The following is a 15,364-nucleotide window of genomic DNA, read 5'->3' on the forward strand; positions in this document are numbered from 1 at the left end:
TAGCAATGTGCAATACACACAGTAAAAGTGCTGATGCGACAGATAAGTGTGTTTGTGGGTTATTTTTTGGGCAGTGCTATGGCGGAGATTCCGAAGCGTTTATGGATTTCTTTTGCGAGGATTTCTGCGTGTCCTACGCGGTAGTTGTCGGTTATGACGAGTTTTGGTTTTGAGCGTCTAACGTATTCGAGTAGTCCGTTGAAGTCTGAGTGGTCGCTCAGGGCGATTATGTATTCTTTTTCGTTGATTTCGCGGCATGGAGAGTTAAATTCCCAACCGCTAACGTAAACTCTGAAGGCGTCATGACCTACTTTGCTTCTTGAGCCCATGTGGTAGAAGGCTATGCATGACACGTTTTTTTCCAGCATTTCTTTGGCTTCCCGTTCTTCAGAAAGCATTAAACGCCCAAGACGCATGCCATGTTTTTCGCAAACTTTTGACACATGAAAGACTTTTTCCGGCACAACAAAAGGCGCTTTTACACCAGCTTTGTGTAGGATTTGCATGACTTCTTGGAGTTTGCCGTGATAGCCAAAAACGTAAACGGTGCCTTGTTCTAATCCATGTTCTATGACGGAGATTAGGAGGTTTTTGATGTCTTTGGCAAATGAGCGTTTGCATGTTGGACCTCCATACGTGGCTTCCATGACAAGCGTGTCTGCGTCTAAAATTGGGGTTCCGTCGATTCTGAAGTCACCTGTGAAAACTGTTTTTGCTCCTTCCTTGTCTTCTACGAGCACTTGTGCTGCGCCTAGGATGTGGTCGGCGCCGAAAAGCGTGATGTATTCGTCATTGTATTGGAAGGTTTTGCCGTATTCGTGTGTTTCCACGTTGCCTTCCATCAGGAAAAGTGGTCCCATCATGACGTCGATTAAGTCTTTTGTTGCTTTTGTCATTAGCACTTTTTCGCATGTTCGGAGGCTTTGTTTTAAGCCGGTCATGTGGTCAGCGTGGGCGTGCGTGACCACTCTTAATGGTCTTGTTTTGTCGAAGGCGTCGCATGCGACATGTTTTCCCAAAAGCACAGCGCCAGTTTCTGTTATTGTGGCTTGCGTGGACAAGGTTACGCACCGGTCATGTGGTTTTTGGCGCGAGCCAATCGATTAATTCTCTTGGGTTTTCGCATTCTATTTTGACTTTTATTGGTCCTAAGGGCGATTCTGCCACTTCTTTAGAAAAAGATACATGCCCTGCGTATGCAACTTGCTTGTTTAAGCAAAAGTTTATGGTTTTTCCACTTAGTCCTTCGAATAATACTGCTCTTGCGGCGTCGCGGATGCGTTCTCTGCGGAGTAAATTGTAAAGTTTAGTGAGGGCTTCTTGTTCTGTTGCTTCTGCGGTTAGTATAGCCCCCTTATATATAGGTTGAACTTTGGTTTGAATGTTGCCGAAAATGTTTTCGATGGCGCGTTTTACTTTTTCTTCGCTTTCTGTTGGGTTGATTTCCGCTTCCACGTAGACTTTTATTTTGTCCATTTGTGTTCGACTTTCCTGAGAACTTCTCTGGCTTTCTGTTTTACTAGCTCATATTTTTCTTCGTTTACTATTAAGTGTTCAGCCATTGCTATGGCTTCGCCTAACCCGACGCTTAATTCACGCGTGTCTCTTTCATGGAAGATTTCCCAACTGGCTGGGTCGTCGCTTCTTTGTCTGTGATAAAGTCTTTTGAACCTTGTTTCCGGCGGCGAATGAACCGCTATGAGCGTGAATTTTGGAAAATGCCTTTTGAATTCTTCAACTTCGTTTAAGCTGCGTATACCATCTACGAGAATTTTGCTTTCTTGTGCGTTTTCTATTTTTGGAATGCACATTTTTGCTATGACACTTTTTCCCTCTTTCTCACGCAATTCAAGCATTATTTTGCCAATGTTTTGGGGGTTCAGTTCTAACCCTCTACGCGTTGTTTCCTCTCGCACCACATCACCCATCACAACAATGCCATAACCCATCTCTTTAGCGGCAGAAACCACTAAGGATTTTCCAGCTCCGGGCATACCAGCTAAACCAACAACCAGTTTATTGCTGCTCACTTTGCATTTCCCTCTGTGGACAGATTTTGTCAGTAACAGATAGTCTTTTACATTAAAAGCATTTATGAGAAAGTTACATGAAGAATAAGCGAAGGAATACTTGATGTCTGAGGCCATAAGAAGTTTTATAGCTTTTGACATGGACAGCGAACAAGTTCTTAAAAGGATAACAGACATCCAATCTCTCCTAACCAAAACTGGAGCAGACCTAAAACTAGTTGAACCTAAAAACATTCACATAACCGTCCGATTTCTCGGAAACATAACCCAACCCATGGTAGACAAGATTTTTGAAGAAATGAAAAAGGTTCAGTTTGTCCCTTTCAACATTAAAATTCGTGGAACTGGCGCTTTTCCTAACTTGCGTTATCCGCGAGTTTTGTGGGCAGGAATAACTGAAGGCGTCGACCAATTGAGAAACATTTTCAACCAGCTAGAACCCCGTTTACGCAGTTTAGGATTTACACCTGACCCGAAAGGCTTTAGCCCTCACCTTACGATTGCCCGTGTCAAGTCTGGAAGAAACAAGGCTGAACTCGCTAAATTCCTAAACGAGAACGCAAATTACGAGTTTGGAATTGTACTGGCTGAATGTTTAAGACTTAAAAAGAGCGATTTGACGCCGAAGGGACCAATTTACTCAACACTTAAAGAGGTTTGTCCATAAAAATAGAGAAAGGGCAATGTTTATGGAGAGAAAGATAGCGGATGTCTGCGCAACTGTTCTAAAACGTGTCACGCCAGACAAGAAAAGGCGCGCAAAAATTGAGGTTTTAGCTAGAAAACTGGAGAAGAAAGTTGCTAACGCATCTAAAGCTTTGGGTGTTGAAGCTATAGTGCGCGTGGAAGGTTCTGTTGCGAAGGACACTTGGCTCAGCAAAGAGCCAGACATAGACATTTTCATGCGTGTTCCAACAACTATACCGCGTAAATCGCTTGGAGAAGTCTGCCTAAAAGTAGCCAGAAAAGCCACCGAAGGCGCAAAACAGATTGAAAGGTTTGCTGAGCATCCGTATTTGGAGGCGATAATTAACGGTGTCAGAGTGAATATTGTGCCTTGTTATAACGTTAAGCGTGGAGAATGGTTAAGCGCCACAGACCGGACGCCTTACCATACAGATTATGTTAAAAAGCATTTGAAAATGCCAATGCATGCTGAAGTGCGTTTGCTGAAAAAGTTTATGTCAGGAGTGGACGTTTATGGCGCTGAAATAAAAGTCGGCGGGTTCAGCGGTTACCTATGCGAACTTCTAATTTTACACTACAGATCCTTTGCAGAGACACTGAAAGCTTTTGCGCAGTATAAGCAAATAAAAGTCATAGACATAGAAGGCTACTACAGAGAAAGAGAAAACGAGCTACCGCTGTTATTCACGGAACCATTGATAATCATCGACCCAGTAGACAAAGGAAGAAACGTAGCTTCAGCAGTACAACCACAGAAACTCTACACTTTCATAGCCGCAGCACGAGCTTTCCTAGAAAAACCCCACTTAGCCTTCTTTTATCCGCCAAAAACAACAGCCTTAACAGCGAAAGAACTGAAACAAACATTAAAGCAGCGTGGCTCCGCCATTGTCCTCGTAACCTTTGGAAACGTTAACGCTGTCCCAGACGTTTTATGGGGACAACTATACAAGTCTCAGCGTTCTCTCCGCAAGCTTATTGAATTAAACGATTTCAAAATTTTAAGAGACGCAACGTGGAGTGACGAAAAAAACCTCAACACGTTCCTCTTCGAACTTGAAAACCACCACACCGCACCAGTCAAGAAACACCTTGGGCCTCCTCTGGAGAGAGAACGTGAATGCAGAGATTTTTTGGAAAAATACACGCATAATTCTGATGTGGTTTCTGGACCATACATTGCGGATGGACGATTGGCTGTGCAGCTAAAAAGAAAATACACCGATGTGCGTGTATTGCTCAAGGAAAAGCTGAAGGATGGAGGAAGAAACGCTGGTGTAGCTGAAAAAATTTCACACGTCTTAAAGAATGATTTCAAAGTTTTGGTAAACGAAGAAATAGCCGAAATATACACCAAAAACAGCAAATTTGCAGAGTTCTTAACTGATTTTCTTTCTGGTAAACCAAAATGGTTAGAAACCACTTAGGCTCAACGCTATTAATGCGACGCCAAAAAGCCAGCAGTATAACGCGAAAAAGTGAAACTTCTTTTTAGCAAGGATTTTCCAGAGCAACTTTATTGTTAAATAGCCAACAATCATTGCAGCAACGACTCCCACGAGGATTTCTGTCCATCCTAAACCCGCAGTTACAAGTGTCCCGTAATCCTTGTATGCCGTGTAGCCGATGGCGCCGATTATTGCTGGTATCGAAAGCAGAAATGAGAATTTGAAGGCTTTTTCACGTTTTATTCCTAACAACAATGCAATAGCGATTGTTGCCCCACTTCTGGAGACGCCTGGAATTATAGCTAAGCCTTCTGCCACACCAACAATTACCGCAGTCAAATAGTCTATGCCATCTTTTTCTTCCTTTCCAATCTTCGACAAGTAAAGCACTAAACCGAAAACAACGAACGCTACAGCAATTGGCAGCAGATTTTGGAACGTTTGCTCCACGGGCTCTTTAAGTAAAACGCCTACAACCACGGCTGGGATTGTTCCCACGATTATTAAAGATAATAGTTTGCCGTGTTCTGTTTTGAAATCAAAGCGAACCAGAGCTGCAAAGATTTTTTTGATGTCCTCTCTGAAGAAGAACAATACTACGAGCAATGTTCCAATATGCAGCATAAACTCGAAAAGAAGCGAATTCTGTGTGCCGAGAAAATGTAGAAAATGTTCGGCTACTTTCAAGTGTCCGGTGCTTGAGATGGGTAGCCATTCTGTTAAGCCTTGTATTGTGCCGAGAATTGCTGTTTCCACCAGACCCAAATGTTATCGCCGCTTTCCTTTCTTGTATTTTCGAGTTATGTTTAAAAGATTAATTCAAGTAACACATTAATTCTTCAATGCTGGTGTAAATGAATGAGTGGGTATCCGCCTGGAAGCCGCGAAGACCGTGAAATGCTGGCTAAAATGCCCATGGAAAAGCTGCTTGACTATTTCTTTCTGGAAATCCGAAACCTGTGGAGAGTTGACGGCTTATACTTTCTTGGCATAGAGAAAAAGTTTGGCACAGAAGCAGCTACAGAAATTGACGCTGGAGTTTGGGAAACAATGGCTGCAATAGAAGCCAAAAGCCTGCAAAAAATGTTCAACATTGGCGAAAATCCGGATGTCCCAACAATTATTGATTTACTGCGAAAATCAAGTTGGGCTTTAGATCAGCCGTTCAAAACTGTCGAGGTAAGCAGTAAAAGAGGCACTTTAAGCGTTGACCGTTGCAGAACACAAGAAACACGCTTAATCAAAGGATTAAGCGAGTTTCCATGCAAAAAAGTCAGATTCGGCTATTTGAAAAACTTCGCAAAGACGCTCAACCCAAACGTGGAAGTAGACTGCATAGTTTGCCCGCCAGACAAGCACCCCAAAAATCTATGGTGCAAATGGGAGTTTCGCTTATAATTTTTAGTAAATTACAGTTTGTTTCCTCTTTCTAGCACGTACTTAAAACCATAGAATAATCGCATAGAAAACACCTTGCTTGCTTTTGTGTGTATTATTATGTTGTTGCCTCGCGCAAAAAGTGTTCTTTTGGGGTTTTAGTCGAAAAATAGATTGAGCATCCTATAGCGTAAACGAAAGGGAAGGGTAGAAATAGAATTCTTGCTATGCTCAGATATTGATACCACGGGTCGCCACTTTCCAAATAAAGCATGTAACGCCATACTCCCATAAAATTGTAACACCATATGAAAAACAAGACAAAAACTATCCAAAATATTATTGAGCTGTGCCAAGCGTACCTTGCCCGGGCAAGTATCATAAATGAAACACTGAAAGCAAAAACCGCAAGCATTAGCGGAGCGTAAAATATTGGTGAAAGTTGGGCTGATGTGCCAGAGGAATACGGTCCACCAACCATAGCAACTACCCAAAACAATAAGAAAATAAAAAGCAAAGCTATTCCACTCAAGACAGTTAGCCAAGCTACTACTGTCACGCCAATCGGTCTTTTCACAACTGCCCCTTCACCTTTATAGTATGGCAGTTCGCACAGATAAAGGTTAAGCGAACCTAAGCATACGTGATAAGGATGCCCTCCTTACCATATCTCATCAATTTGGCCAAAATCTCTCAAGAAACATAGAAAAGAGTTTCCACTAAATTAATAAAAAACGTGGGAAAACTGGGTTACGAATTAAAGCTATTAGCTTAACCTAATATCTTCTTCTTTGGCCTCTTCTTTTCGACCAGCACTCTCGGCAGTAAACGGGCCTATTTGGGTCAGGCTTGAAGGGGACTTCACATTCCTGTCCACAATCAGCACAAACTGCCTTGTGCATCTCTTTCTCTGACATTTTACTATTTCAACTCCTTACGCGTTTATCGTGCAAAAATCGCTTCTTGCACAACGCAATCATCCACTACACTGACGCTTATAAAACTTGTTATCAAACGTTCAAAATCTAAACAAGCCACATCTACACGCAAACATGTTAAGGTTCTTATTTATGAAAGCCGTAAAAAGTAGTTAGAGAGGCGCTGTTGATGGCTAGTCAGCAACCAGAAATAATCTCTCGACTTCGTGAGTTTTCTCCGACAAAAACTGCCGGCTTAATTTCTGACACACATGTTCCAGCAAGAGCCAGAGAACTTCCCAAAAAAGTGTTCGAAGTCTTCGACAAAGTAGACTTCATTGTGCATGCCGGAGACCTTGTGCAGTTGTCTGTCATCGACGAGTTGGAACAGCTTGCGCCAGTCTTGGCTGTTTACGGCAACATGGATGGACCAGAAATCCGCGGAAAACTACCAAAACTCGACTCCGTAAAAGTTTTCGACTGGAAAATAGGAGTAATACACAATCCAGGCGCGCTTTTCGGCTTAGCAAAAATGCGTGAAATCGCTGAACGGAACGCATTTAACGTGCTTGTTTATGGGCACACGCATAGCTCTAACATAAAATGGGAAGGAAACACTCTTTTCATAAACCCAGGAAGCCCAACCAATCCTATTCCGCCTTTCATTAACAAGCCCACTGTAGCTTTGCTTAGAATTACAAAGGAGAAAATAATACCGGAGATAGTTCAGATTTAGACAAGTTTACGCTTCTCAATTAATCGACGGTGCTCTTGCATCATGCACTTGTCCATAATCACGGTTAAGCCTGCTTTTCTTGCTTTTTCAGCCGCCTGCTCGTTAACGATTCCCAACTGCATCCAAACCACATACGGCACGCCATGCAGCTTCTTTAACTGAATTGCTTGCTCCACTAATGGCAAAACCTCCGCAGACGGTCTAAAAATGTCCACAACCTCAACACTTTTCTGCACTTCAGCCGGCATATCCAGCAAGCTCTTATAGCTTTTCTCTCCCAAGACTTCATTGGCAGAGGGGTTTACTGGTATAATGCGAAAGCCATGAGCTTTTAGGTATTCAGCCACTCTGTGGCTGTCTTTTGAAGGGTTTTTGGACAACCCAACAACAGCGACGGTTCTGTATCTTGTTAAAATCTCTTCAATAACATTTTGACTCAACTTTCCGGCTCCTTACAATAAAAGATTGAATTAATGGATTTACCAGCTTTGCGAAGAATTATTGCCACAAGTAATATGGTAAAGAGTAAAGTCAATAGCAGTAATGGATTCTGAAATTCGGGGATTTGCACTGGTCCATACCATGAACCGTATCCATCAATATTGCGGTGAGCTCGAACTGTTGCAGTTGGCGTTCCAGAAATAGCTCCTAAATTGCAGTGGACTATAAAGGTTGTTTCTGGTCGAAAGTTCACCGGAAAAGTTTGGGTATCTCCGTCAACGTTTACTTCTATGTAGTCAAGATAGTGTGGGATAGTTTGGCTCTGTGGAGAATGAGAAACCGTGACGTTCAAAACGGTGTCGCCGTCGTCGTTCCAGGCAATCACGTTTGTTACAGTTGGGATTCCTGCAAATGCTCGTGATGTGGAGTTCGCGATGTATAAGATTAACATGCCTAAAGCTATTATGTAAATGAGTCTTTTTGTTTTGTTCAATTATTCCACTTTCTAATTCTTACCAATCAAGGTTAAGGTATAAGATTTGTGTAGAGAAATATATAGACTAAAATGCCGAAGAGCAATGTCATTAGCCATAGAATCATAGTAACCCTCATTATTTTCTTTCTTTTCATGCAAGACTGGAAGGATGATTGTAAATGCCATGAAGCGACAAGCCAAACCGCAAAACTTTCAGCCAAAACTCCTAAGATTACGTGTGTCATGGTGACAAGAGAGAACAAGTTAAAACTGTAATTTAGTCTTAAAGAAGAAGGCAACATCACAACCGCAAATGAAGCCGTATTAAAAACCAACGCAATCAGCATCGTTATTCCATGCAAATACAACTTTCTCTTACTTTTCAACATAAGGCTTACAGAAAGTATAGCCAAAACAATAATCTGAAAGGCAAGGTTAACTTGAGCCACAAACAAATCCACAAACTTCACCGTAGTTAATAGTAAACATGACTAACGGTATAAGATTTTCACTTTAACTTATCTCTCTCCAGAATGTTGGAGTGTCGGTTCATAGAGTGTTTTAAAAGCAGAAAATGCGAAGCGTTTTAACTGCAGTTTGCGAGTGGAGGTGCGCGTATATGGAGCGTTGTAGAAACCCGTGGAATAAGGAATGTAAGAACCCTAACATTGAAGTTTACATTCTCTTCAAGGGAGAAAAAACACCCATTTGCAAACGTTGCTGGAGTAAGCTTGCGAATAAAGAGTTGGAGTGGTGAAAACTGATGGAAAGATTCAGTATGAACACGGCGAGATCCTTTCTCGGAAAAAACGTAAACCTTCACTTGAAAGACGGTTCAATTATAGTGAATGTTTTGCTTTCAGAGATTCTAAAAGACGAGTTTGGAAGGGTGACTTTCGTTAAATGTGTGCCTTACAAGAAAGAAAGCGAGTTCAAGATACCATTAAAGAGCATAGCATGGGCTGAACTTTTGAATCTCAACTTGATTCTCATCGGCGATAACAATTAGGACACAGCCGTAATAGCCTTCTATTTTTGGATAGTTTTTAAACGATATTGTTAAACAACCTTAAATAATTCTCGGCAGACTCTCTAAACGGCGATAAAAATGCCGTGCACAGTTATAGCTGGAGCCTTCTGGGGAGACGAAGGAAAAGGAAAAATAATCTCTTACTTAGCCTTGAAAGACAAACTTGACGTTTGCGTGAGAACGGGTTCTGTTAACGCCGCCCACACAGTATGGTATAAAGGTAACCGTTACGCGTTGCATATGGTTCCCGCAGCCTTTGTCTATGAAAAATGCCGTTTACTAATCGGTGCGGGTTCAAATGTTGAAGTTAAACAGTTACTCGAAGAAATAGAACAAACAGGCACCAAAAACCGCATAGGCGTAGACGCTCAAGCTTCCATAATCGAAGAAAAACACTCAATGCAAGACAAAGCAAGCGCACATCTCAAACAAGTCGTAGGCACAACCGGCAGAGGCGTAGGCCCAGCAATCGAAGAACGCGTCCGCAGAACAGCAAAACTTGCAAGAGACATTCCAGAACTCAAGCCATACTTAACAGACGTGTCGAAAGAGGCTAACGAAGCAATAGATAAAGGCAAAAATGTCATGCTCGAAGGAACACAAGGCTTGTTGCTTTCGCTTTATCATGGAACATACCCCTACGTGACAGGACGAGACACAAGCGCAGCAGCAATCTGCTCCGAAGCAGGAGTAGGTCCAACAAAAATTGATGAGGTCTTAATAGTATTCAAGTCCTTCATGACACGTGTCGGTGCAGGCCCACTGCCTGGAGAAATAACAAAAGAAGAAGCCATAAAACGTGGATGGTTCGAAACCGCTGCTGGAACAGGCCGTGACAGACGCTCGGCTCCATTCAATTTTGAACTCGCAAAGAAAGCTGTTATGCTTAATAGCGCAACTCAAGCCGCGGTCACAAAACTTGACGTTCTCTTCCCAACATGCAAAGGCGCGAAAACATATGATGACCTTCCAAAGGACGCTAAACAGTTCATAAAGGAAATTGAAAAATCCACAGGCATTCCAGTTGTGTTAATAGGCACCGGACCAGAAGCCTTAGACATAATTGACAGAAGAAAATAATCCTAATAACCTCTTAGGTAAAACAGATTTTCTCGACAAAAAGCATAAAACATCAACAATTATACTAAAGTAAAATTCCAACAATTGGAAGTCAGATTGTTGACAGCAGCTAACTATCGAAAAATTCTAAGGTCGAGCTTTCCATTTGAAGTGTTAAACAAAGACTTGAAACTAATTTTTACCTCTGACTTGTTAGGTTCTTTTGGTGACGGGCTTTACGCTTATCTCCTGCCAGTTTACTTGACTGAAAGCCTCGGAGCCAACGATGTAGAAGTCGGCATAGTCTATGCCATAGTAAGTTTAGTTGCAGCATTAACTTTGCTTGTGGCTGGAACACTTGCAGACAAGTATGACCGTAAAAAAATCATGATAGCCGGCTGGATAGCATGGGTGCCCGCACCCTTAATTTTCTCCCTCGCAAACAATTGGTTGCAAACATTACCTGGCATCGTTTTGTGGGGAGTTTGGCTCGGTGGACCAACAAGCACAGCATACATTGTAACAACTGCTGAAAAGACTAAGTTGACATTGACTTTCACTTTGATTTCTTCAGCGTGGTCTTTCGGTTACATTTTTTCGCCGGCTGTCGGAGGATATTTAGCAGGAACTGTTGGAATGCATGTTGTTTTTTATTTAGCCTTCGTTTTCTACGCTCTTGCAGGACTAGTCCTAGCCTTCATAAGCAGTCAACATGCAATTCGCTTAACTCAAGAACCATCAGAAAAGAATTACTCTTTCTTCAAACTTTTAAAAACAAAGAGGTTGCTCAAACTTTCGATTCTATTTGCTTCTCTAATTTTCGTCACACTCATGTTTAGACCGTTCATTCCCAAATTCCTCGCAGATGTCTATCGTTACGGCAAGTTTGAAATAGGCATCTTAGGCTCCATTTCCTTCTTCAGCTCAACAATTTTAGGCATCCTCTTAGGCAAGCTTGGAGATAAATGGAAAAAATCCGTTGCTCTCTCTATAGCTATGCTTCTAAGCAGCTTATCATTAATTCTTCTTCTACTGTTCAGCGAATTCTATATTCTAATAATCGCCTTTTTCCTAATAGGAGGCTCCTATATTCTGTGGTCTCTGATGAGCGCCATAATTGGGCCTCTTGCTCCAGAACACATGAGGGCACGATGGATTTCCATACCACAAACTGTCAGCATTTTCACCTCTTTCGTAGCGCCCTACGTCGGCGGCGTCCTATACAGCATTTCTCAATCTTACTTGTTTATAATAGCCGTAGTGGTAACGCTCTTTTTTTCATTGTTGGTTTTCTCGAAAGTTTTTGAGACGTAAAAAAAGTGCCACCAGCAAGTTTTGCGGAACTTTTATTTTTCAGCAGTACACTCGGTTATCGTTTAAGAGAGGTGAAACAGTTGAGCATCTCTAGTGAACGCGGTTTCAAGTTTTCTTTAACCTTTGTACTGCTAATGCTTGTTGTGGGATTGATTGCTGGAGGACTGGCCACATACCTAATAGCTTACCAGCAAATTGAGAATCTAAACAATGATATTGCAAATCTCAAAAATCAAGTCTCCAAACTGTGGGGTTTCCAAAACGCAACCTACCAGAATATCACAATTTATCAAAATGCCACAGCTTTAACAGAAATTTATGAACACGTAAAAGACTCAGTTGTTTTAGTGCGTGGAACAACAAGCTCAGGAACCGTTCAAGGCTCAGGATTTGTCTACAATTTCTCTGGCTTGCCAGTTGTAATAACAAATTACCATGTTGTCCACGGAACAATAACCGTGAGCGTAACGTTTTCGAACGGAAACGGCTATGCAGCAGAAGTAAACGGAACAGACCCCTACGCGGATTTAGCTGTTCTATTGGTCAACGCTCCACAAGAAGAATTCAAACCCATCGAAATCGTAAGCTCTTCAACATTAAAAGTTGGCGACCCAGTCATAGCAATAGGAAACCCCTATGGCTTAGTTGGGTCGATGACCACGGGCGTAATAAGCGCTCTTGGAAGAACAATAACAGAGGAATACACAGGCGGCTTCGGCATAGCCAACATAATACAGACAAGTGCGCCTATAAACCCAGGGAACTCGGGCGGTCCACTATTGAATTATAACGGCAAGGTCATCGGAATAACAACTGCAATAGTCGCAGACTCTCAAGGCTTAGGTTTCGCCATCCCCTCAAACACTATCCTCCGAGAAATTTATTCGCTTATAAAAGAGGGCACCTATGACGGGCACTCTTACATGGGCGTGAGAGGAACTGACATGAACTATGAAACAAGCCAAGAAATGGGTATAAACGTAACCTATGGATGGCTAATAGTCGAAGTCATATCAGACGGACCATCAGATGGAAAATTACAAGTCAACGACACAATAATCGCAATGAATATGACCCGCATCAAAAACGGCGACGACCTAGCAAGCTACTTGGAAGAAAACACGCTGCCAGGCGACAATCTAATAATTACAGTCGTAAGAGCCAACGTCACAGAGAATGTTACAATAACCTTAGAAAGAAGACCTAGCCCATTTACGTGAGAATCCATCGATGAATCGACTCCTCTTACAGAATTTTTTAAACAGAAGATTTTTTGAGAAAGGATGCCGTAATATTTGAGAGAGGTGAAGTTAAGGAACATGAGTAGAGAACAGAATTCCCGTAGAAAAGCCAAAGAGAGCGTCCGCCGTGACAAAGCAAGAGGGCATCAAACGAGAAGAACTCGCGGAGGAAAGAAACAGAAGAGAAGATAACGCTGTCTAACAAGTATGCAATTGCTTCTAGGTCGTCTATTTAGATGCTAATAGGATTTTTAGCGATGATGGCACGGGAAATGGTCTATGTTTTTTCTTGCCAGTTTTGCGCGTGGCGCTTTCAATTGAACTGTGCTTTTCAAGAAAGCTTAATTAATCAAGGTTTTTCTATTATTTTTCGGCGCTTTAGCCATTGGTAGCCCTGGTAGTATAGTCCGGTCTAGTATAAGCGGCTGTCGCCCGCTGGACCCGGGTTCAAATCCCGGCCAGGGCGCCATTCTTTTTGACAGTTTCATGTAAGGAAAGCATAAGAGCAAGTTTCGACCAGAATTTTAATGATAAAAAATTGAGCACTTCTTATAGGCAGACAGACAAGCGTTCACCCAACGTTTGGTTACTTGATATTTTAAAGGGTTCCAATCTTGGCGCTGATGTGAAATATGATGAAGATTTTTTGGTTACAAAAGCGTCCAGAAACGGCTTATGTGTTGCCTGTAAAGGCTCCAGATTTCTATGTGGCAAATCTCGTTGTCCAATAATTGTTAAAGCTAACTATTTTTTGAAGAGCATTCCATTAATGCAAAGCGAAGACATTGCGGGAGCTTCGCCTCCAAGCGTTTTTGTTGGAAGAATCGGCTATCCATATGTTTACGCTGGTCCGTTGGTGCCTCCAGTTGAAGAAGACACAAGCATCTATGACTTGCCAGAATTTTGGCTTGGAAAAACCATCGATGAGATTGTCGGTTTTCGTTCAATGCTCATTCGCGGAAAGCACCGTGTGAATGTGCGAAAATTCGAGGAAGCAGGAAAAATAATTGACAAAACTCGTGAATTAGCTTTAGCAGTTAAGCCCGTTGATGTAGAATTAATATTAACCAAGAAGCCCAGAGGCTTTCTATTTCTGGACGACGAAGTGCAGCCGTTCGGGCCGTCAGCGCCAATCCGCGACTTGCTTGTTGGCAACACCAGATGGGATCATCAAATAGAAAAGGCTTATAGTGACACTGACTTGAGGGCTGCAAATGCGGTTTTGGAGCTTTATGACAAAGGTGTTTTGGTCACGAAAATTCAGAGGGCTTTTAGTGTTGGCGCTTTCGGTTTGAAACAGAACAGACGACTTGTGCCCACTCGATGGAGCATAACAGCGGTTGATAGCATACTCTCAAAAGACTTGATGGAAAAGGTGAAAACTTTTCCTGAAATAAGCGAATATCGCGTTTATGAGTCTCGTTATCTGGATAACATTTTTGAAGTTTTGATGATTCCGAATGCGTGGAGTTACGAAGCAATAGAAGCATGGTATCCCGGCACAGTTTGGAACCCTAATGGCAAAAACGTTGTCATGTTCGGCGACTGGGAAGGCTACGAAGGAAGAACAACCTACGCGGAAATAGGCGGATGCTACTACGCTGCGAGACTTGCCGTTTGCGAACTGCTTGTAAAGGAAAGAAGACAAGCAACAGTAATCGTCTTAAGAGAAGCGCATCCAGGCTACATAATGCCAGTTGGCGTGTGGCAAGTGAGAGAAAACGTGAGAAACGCCATGCGTCAAAAACCTTTCACGCTCAACACTCTAAACGACGTCTTAAAGTTCATCGCAGGCAAATTCCAAATTTCCATACAACAATGGATAATGCGAAGCGAACTATTAAAAAACGCGCTCTTCCAAAAGAAAATAACAGATTTCCTAGAAAAAGCGCATTAATCCAACCTAAAGAACAATGTCTGGCGGCACGCATAATAAATATATACCGCAATAAAATAAACTGCTTTTTGTGGCGATTGACCACGAAAAGACCAAAACGCAAGGTCAAGCCGCATCCTACCCATTCTAATAGCCTATACAATGCCATTTTCAGTTTTGTATTTCACTCTTTCAAAAGCATAAATCGAAAAGTCAAGTCGAAACTACCAATTTGGCGCATGAATGAGGAAACAGCAGAACATGTTCACTCAGCAATTAGAGTGTTTAAAACGGTAGTTTTGCCATTAAGTCTTCTTTATCTATTCACAATTTTCTATTGGTTTCAAGAAAGCGTTATTGACTCAATGCTGTGGGGAATATTGATTTTCTTCTATAGCAATTTCCTTCCAGATCTGCCTTCCATATTTAGAAGAAAGAAAAACAGCCGAAAAACTGAAGACCTACCATGGTACAAGAAATATGCCCTTTTCTTTTTTGCGCCATTGCTAATTTGGATCCTGTTTTCTGGAATATACCCAAAATGGAAGACAACCGAAACGTTCCATAATTTCAAATCATTAACGATTTACGGAGCCTTTCTTTGTCTACTGGGTTTTTTTGCTTTTGTACATTTTCCAATCCAGATTGGAAACATAATCGAAATTCTCTCAATGCCGCTTTACGGTATTATAGGATATTTGACTCACCTAAAAGTTGACAAAATCTGGTAAAA

Annotated in this window: 19 protein-coding genes and 1 tRNA gene; 11 read left to right on the forward strand and 9 right to left on the reverse strand. The window is 42.0% G+C overall.

The window, feature by feature from the left end:
- Positions 1–59 precede the first annotated feature (59 nt).
- From HM003_07885 to fliE, 3 genes are read right to left on the reverse strand one after another with little or no spacing between them, the layout of a single operon-like run.
- Positions 60–1,061: an exonuclease gene (locus HM003_07885; protein ID MBX5329252.1), complete on the reverse strand. Its 1,002-nt coding sequence runs from the start codon at positions 1,059–1,061 to the stop codon at positions 60–62.
- Positions 1,062–1,074: 13 nt separating this feature from the next.
- On the reverse strand, positions 1,075–1,476 hold the full coding sequence (locus HM003_07890) for a hypothetical protein (GenBank protein MBX5329253.1): 402 nt from the start codon (positions 1,474–1,476) through the stop codon (positions 1,075–1,077).
- The gene (gene fliE / locus HM003_07895; protein MBX5329254.1) at positions 1,464–2,030 is read right to left on the reverse strand and encodes a flagellar hook-basal body complex protein FliE; all 567 of its coding nucleotides are present in this window, start codon (positions 2,028–2,030) and stop codon (positions 1,464–1,466) included. The genes HM003_07890 and fliE overlap by 13 nt, the downstream gene beginning before the upstream one ends.
- 103 nt (positions 2,031–2,133) lie before the next feature.
- Here fliE and thpR point away from each other — a divergent pair, with 103 nt between their 5' ends.
- The gene (thpR, locus tag HM003_07900) at positions 2,134–2,697 is read left to right on the forward strand and encodes an RNA 2',3'-cyclic phosphodiesterase (protein ID MBX5329255.1); all 564 of its coding nucleotides are present in this window, start codon (positions 2,134–2,136) and stop codon (positions 2,695–2,697) included.
- A 22-nt stretch (positions 2,698–2,719) separates the two neighbouring features.
- Positions 2,720–4,144, forward strand: coding sequence for a CCA tRNA nucleotidyltransferase (gene cca, locus HM003_07905; GenBank protein MBX5329256.1), 1,425 nt, complete (start codon positions 2,720–2,722; stop codon positions 4,142–4,144).
- Here the strand turns inward: cca and HM003_07910 are convergent.
- Entirely contained in the window at positions 4,130–4,930 is an 801-nt protein-coding gene (locus HM003_07910; GenBank protein ID MBX5329257.1) for an undecaprenyl-diphosphate phosphatase, read from the reverse strand. The two genes, cca and HM003_07910, sit on opposite strands and share 15 nt — an antisense overlap.
- Before the next feature lie 93 nt (positions 4,931–5,023).
- Here HM003_07910 and HM003_07915 point away from each other — a divergent pair, with 93 nt between their 5' ends.
- Positions 5,024–5,563 (forward strand): hypothetical protein, encoded by a 540-nt coding sequence (locus HM003_07915; GenBank protein ID MBX5329258.1) that lies wholly within the window; start codon positions 5,024–5,026, stop codon positions 5,561–5,563.
- Between the two features lie 97 nt (positions 5,564–5,660).
- On the opposite strand, the gene HM003_07920 is transcribed toward HM003_07915, so the two are convergent.
- Both HM003_07920 and HM003_07925 read right to left on the reverse strand, forming a co-directional pair.
- Positions 5,661–6,119 carry a hypothetical protein gene (locus HM003_07920; protein ID MBX5329259.1) on the reverse strand — a complete coding sequence of 153 codons (459 nt, stop codon included), beginning with the start codon at positions 6,117–6,119 and terminating at the stop codon, positions 5,661–5,663.
- A 199-nt stretch (positions 6,120–6,318) separates the two neighbouring features.
- Positions 6,319–6,459 carry a DNA-directed RNA polymerase gene (locus HM003_07925; protein ID MBX5329260.1) on the reverse strand — a complete coding sequence of 47 codons (141 nt, stop codon included), beginning with the start codon at positions 6,457–6,459 and terminating at the stop codon, positions 6,319–6,321.
- Positions 6,460–6,649: 190 nt separating this feature from the next.
- Here HM003_07925 and HM003_07930 point away from each other — a divergent pair, with 190 nt between their 5' ends.
- Positions 6,650–7,195: a metallophosphoesterase family protein gene (locus HM003_07930; protein MBX5329261.1), complete on the forward strand. Its 546-nt coding sequence runs from the start codon at positions 6,650–6,652 to the stop codon at positions 7,193–7,195.
- Here HM003_07930 and HM003_07935 read toward each other — a convergent pair.
- The 3 genes from HM003_07935 to HM003_07945 are packed head-to-tail and all read right to left on the reverse strand — an operon-like array spanning position 7,192 to position 8,560.
- Complete coding sequence (locus tag HM003_07935) at positions 7,192–7,635, reverse strand: CoA-binding protein (GenBank protein ID MBX5329262.1); 444 nt, start codon at positions 7,633–7,635, stop codon at positions 7,192–7,194. The two genes, HM003_07930 and HM003_07935, sit on opposite strands and share 4 nt — an antisense overlap.
- Positions 7,632–8,129, reverse strand: a complete 498-nt coding sequence (locus HM003_07940) for a hypothetical protein (protein ID MBX5329263.1) — start codon at positions 8,127–8,129, stop codon at positions 7,632–7,634. The genes HM003_07935 and HM003_07940 overlap by 4 nt, the downstream gene beginning before the upstream one ends.
- A gap of 32 nt (positions 8,130–8,161) precedes the next feature.
- On the reverse strand, positions 8,162–8,560 hold the full coding sequence (locus tag HM003_07945) for a hypothetical protein (protein ID MBX5329264.1): 399 nt from the start codon (positions 8,558–8,560) through the stop codon (positions 8,162–8,164).
- A 314-nt stretch (positions 8,561–8,874) separates the two neighbouring features.
- On the opposite strand from HM003_07945, the gene HM003_07950 reads away from it, so the two are divergent.
- From HM003_07950 to HM003_07980, 7 genes are all read left to right on the forward strand, one after another.
- Positions 8,875–9,120: a hypothetical protein gene (locus HM003_07950; GenBank protein MBX5329265.1), complete on the forward strand. Its 246-nt coding sequence runs from the start codon at positions 8,875–8,877 to the stop codon at positions 9,118–9,120.
- A 99-nt stretch (positions 9,121–9,219) separates the two neighbouring features.
- Entirely contained in the window at positions 9,220–10,221 is a 1,002-nt protein-coding gene (locus HM003_07955) for an adenylosuccinate synthetase (protein MBX5329266.1), read from the forward strand.
- 84 nt (positions 10,222–10,305) lie between these two features.
- Entirely contained in the window at positions 10,306–11,514 is a 1,209-nt protein-coding gene (locus tag HM003_07960) for an MFS transporter (protein ID MBX5329267.1), read from the forward strand.
- 80 nt (positions 11,515–11,594) lie between these two features.
- Positions 11,595–12,734 (forward strand): trypsin-like serine protease, encoded by a 1,140-nt coding sequence (locus HM003_07965; GenBank protein MBX5329268.1) that lies wholly within the window; start codon positions 11,595–11,597, stop codon positions 12,732–12,734.
- A gap of 412 nt (positions 12,735–13,146) precedes the next feature.
- Positions 13,147–13,224 (forward strand) — tRNA-Asp (locus HM003_07970).
- Positions 13,225–13,380: 156 nt separating this feature from the next.
- A complete protein-coding gene (locus HM003_07975) occupies positions 13,381–14,652 on the forward strand; it encodes a hypothetical protein (GenBank protein ID MBX5329269.1) in 1,272 nt (423 codons plus the stop codon).
- Positions 14,653–14,870: 218 nt separating this feature from the next.
- Positions 14,871–15,362, forward strand: coding sequence for a hypothetical protein (locus HM003_07980; GenBank protein ID MBX5329270.1), 492 nt, complete (start codon positions 14,871–14,873; stop codon positions 15,360–15,362).
- Positions 15,363–15,364 lie beyond the last annotated feature (2 nt).

Source organism: Candidatus Bathyarchaeota archaeon A05DMB-5, assembly GCA_019685655.1.
Lineage (GTDB): Archaea > Thermoproteota > Bathyarchaeia > Bathyarchaeales > Bathycorpusculaceae > DSLH01.

Bases quoted from the DNA above. Each gene is read 5' to 3' on its own strand.
- HM003_07890 (MBX5329253.1), bottom strand. From the start codon at position 1,476: ATGGACAAAATAAAAGTCTACGTGGAAGCGGAAATCAACCCAACAGAA.
- thpR (MBX5329255.1), top strand. From the start codon at position 2,134: ATGTCTGAGGCCATAAGAAGTTTTATAGCTTTTGACATGGACAGCGAA.
- cca (MBX5329256.1), top strand. From the start codon at position 2,720: ATGGAGAGAAAGATAGCGGATGTCTGCGCAACTGTTCTAAAACGTGTC.
- HM003_07915 (MBX5329258.1), top strand. From the start codon at position 5,024: ATGAGTGGGTATCCGCCTGGAAGCCGCGAAGACCGTGAAATGCTGGCT.
- HM003_07925 (MBX5329260.1), bottom strand. From the start codon at position 6,459: ATGTCAGAGAAAGAGATGCACAAGGCAGTTTGTGCTGATTGTGGACAG.
- HM003_07930 (MBX5329261.1), top strand. From the start codon at position 6,650: ATGGCTAGTCAGCAACCAGAAATAATCTCTCGACTTCGTGAGTTTTCT.
- HM003_07950 (MBX5329265.1), top strand. From the start codon at position 8,875: ATGGAAAGATTCAGTATGAACACGGCGAGATCCTTTCTCGGAAAAAAC.
- HM003_07955 (MBX5329266.1), top strand. From the start codon at position 9,220: ATGCCGTGCACAGTTATAGCTGGAGCCTTCTGGGGAGACGAAGGAAAA.
- HM003_07980 (MBX5329270.1), top strand. From the start codon at position 14,871: ATGAATGAGGAAACAGCAGAACATGTTCACTCAGCAATTAGAGTGTTT.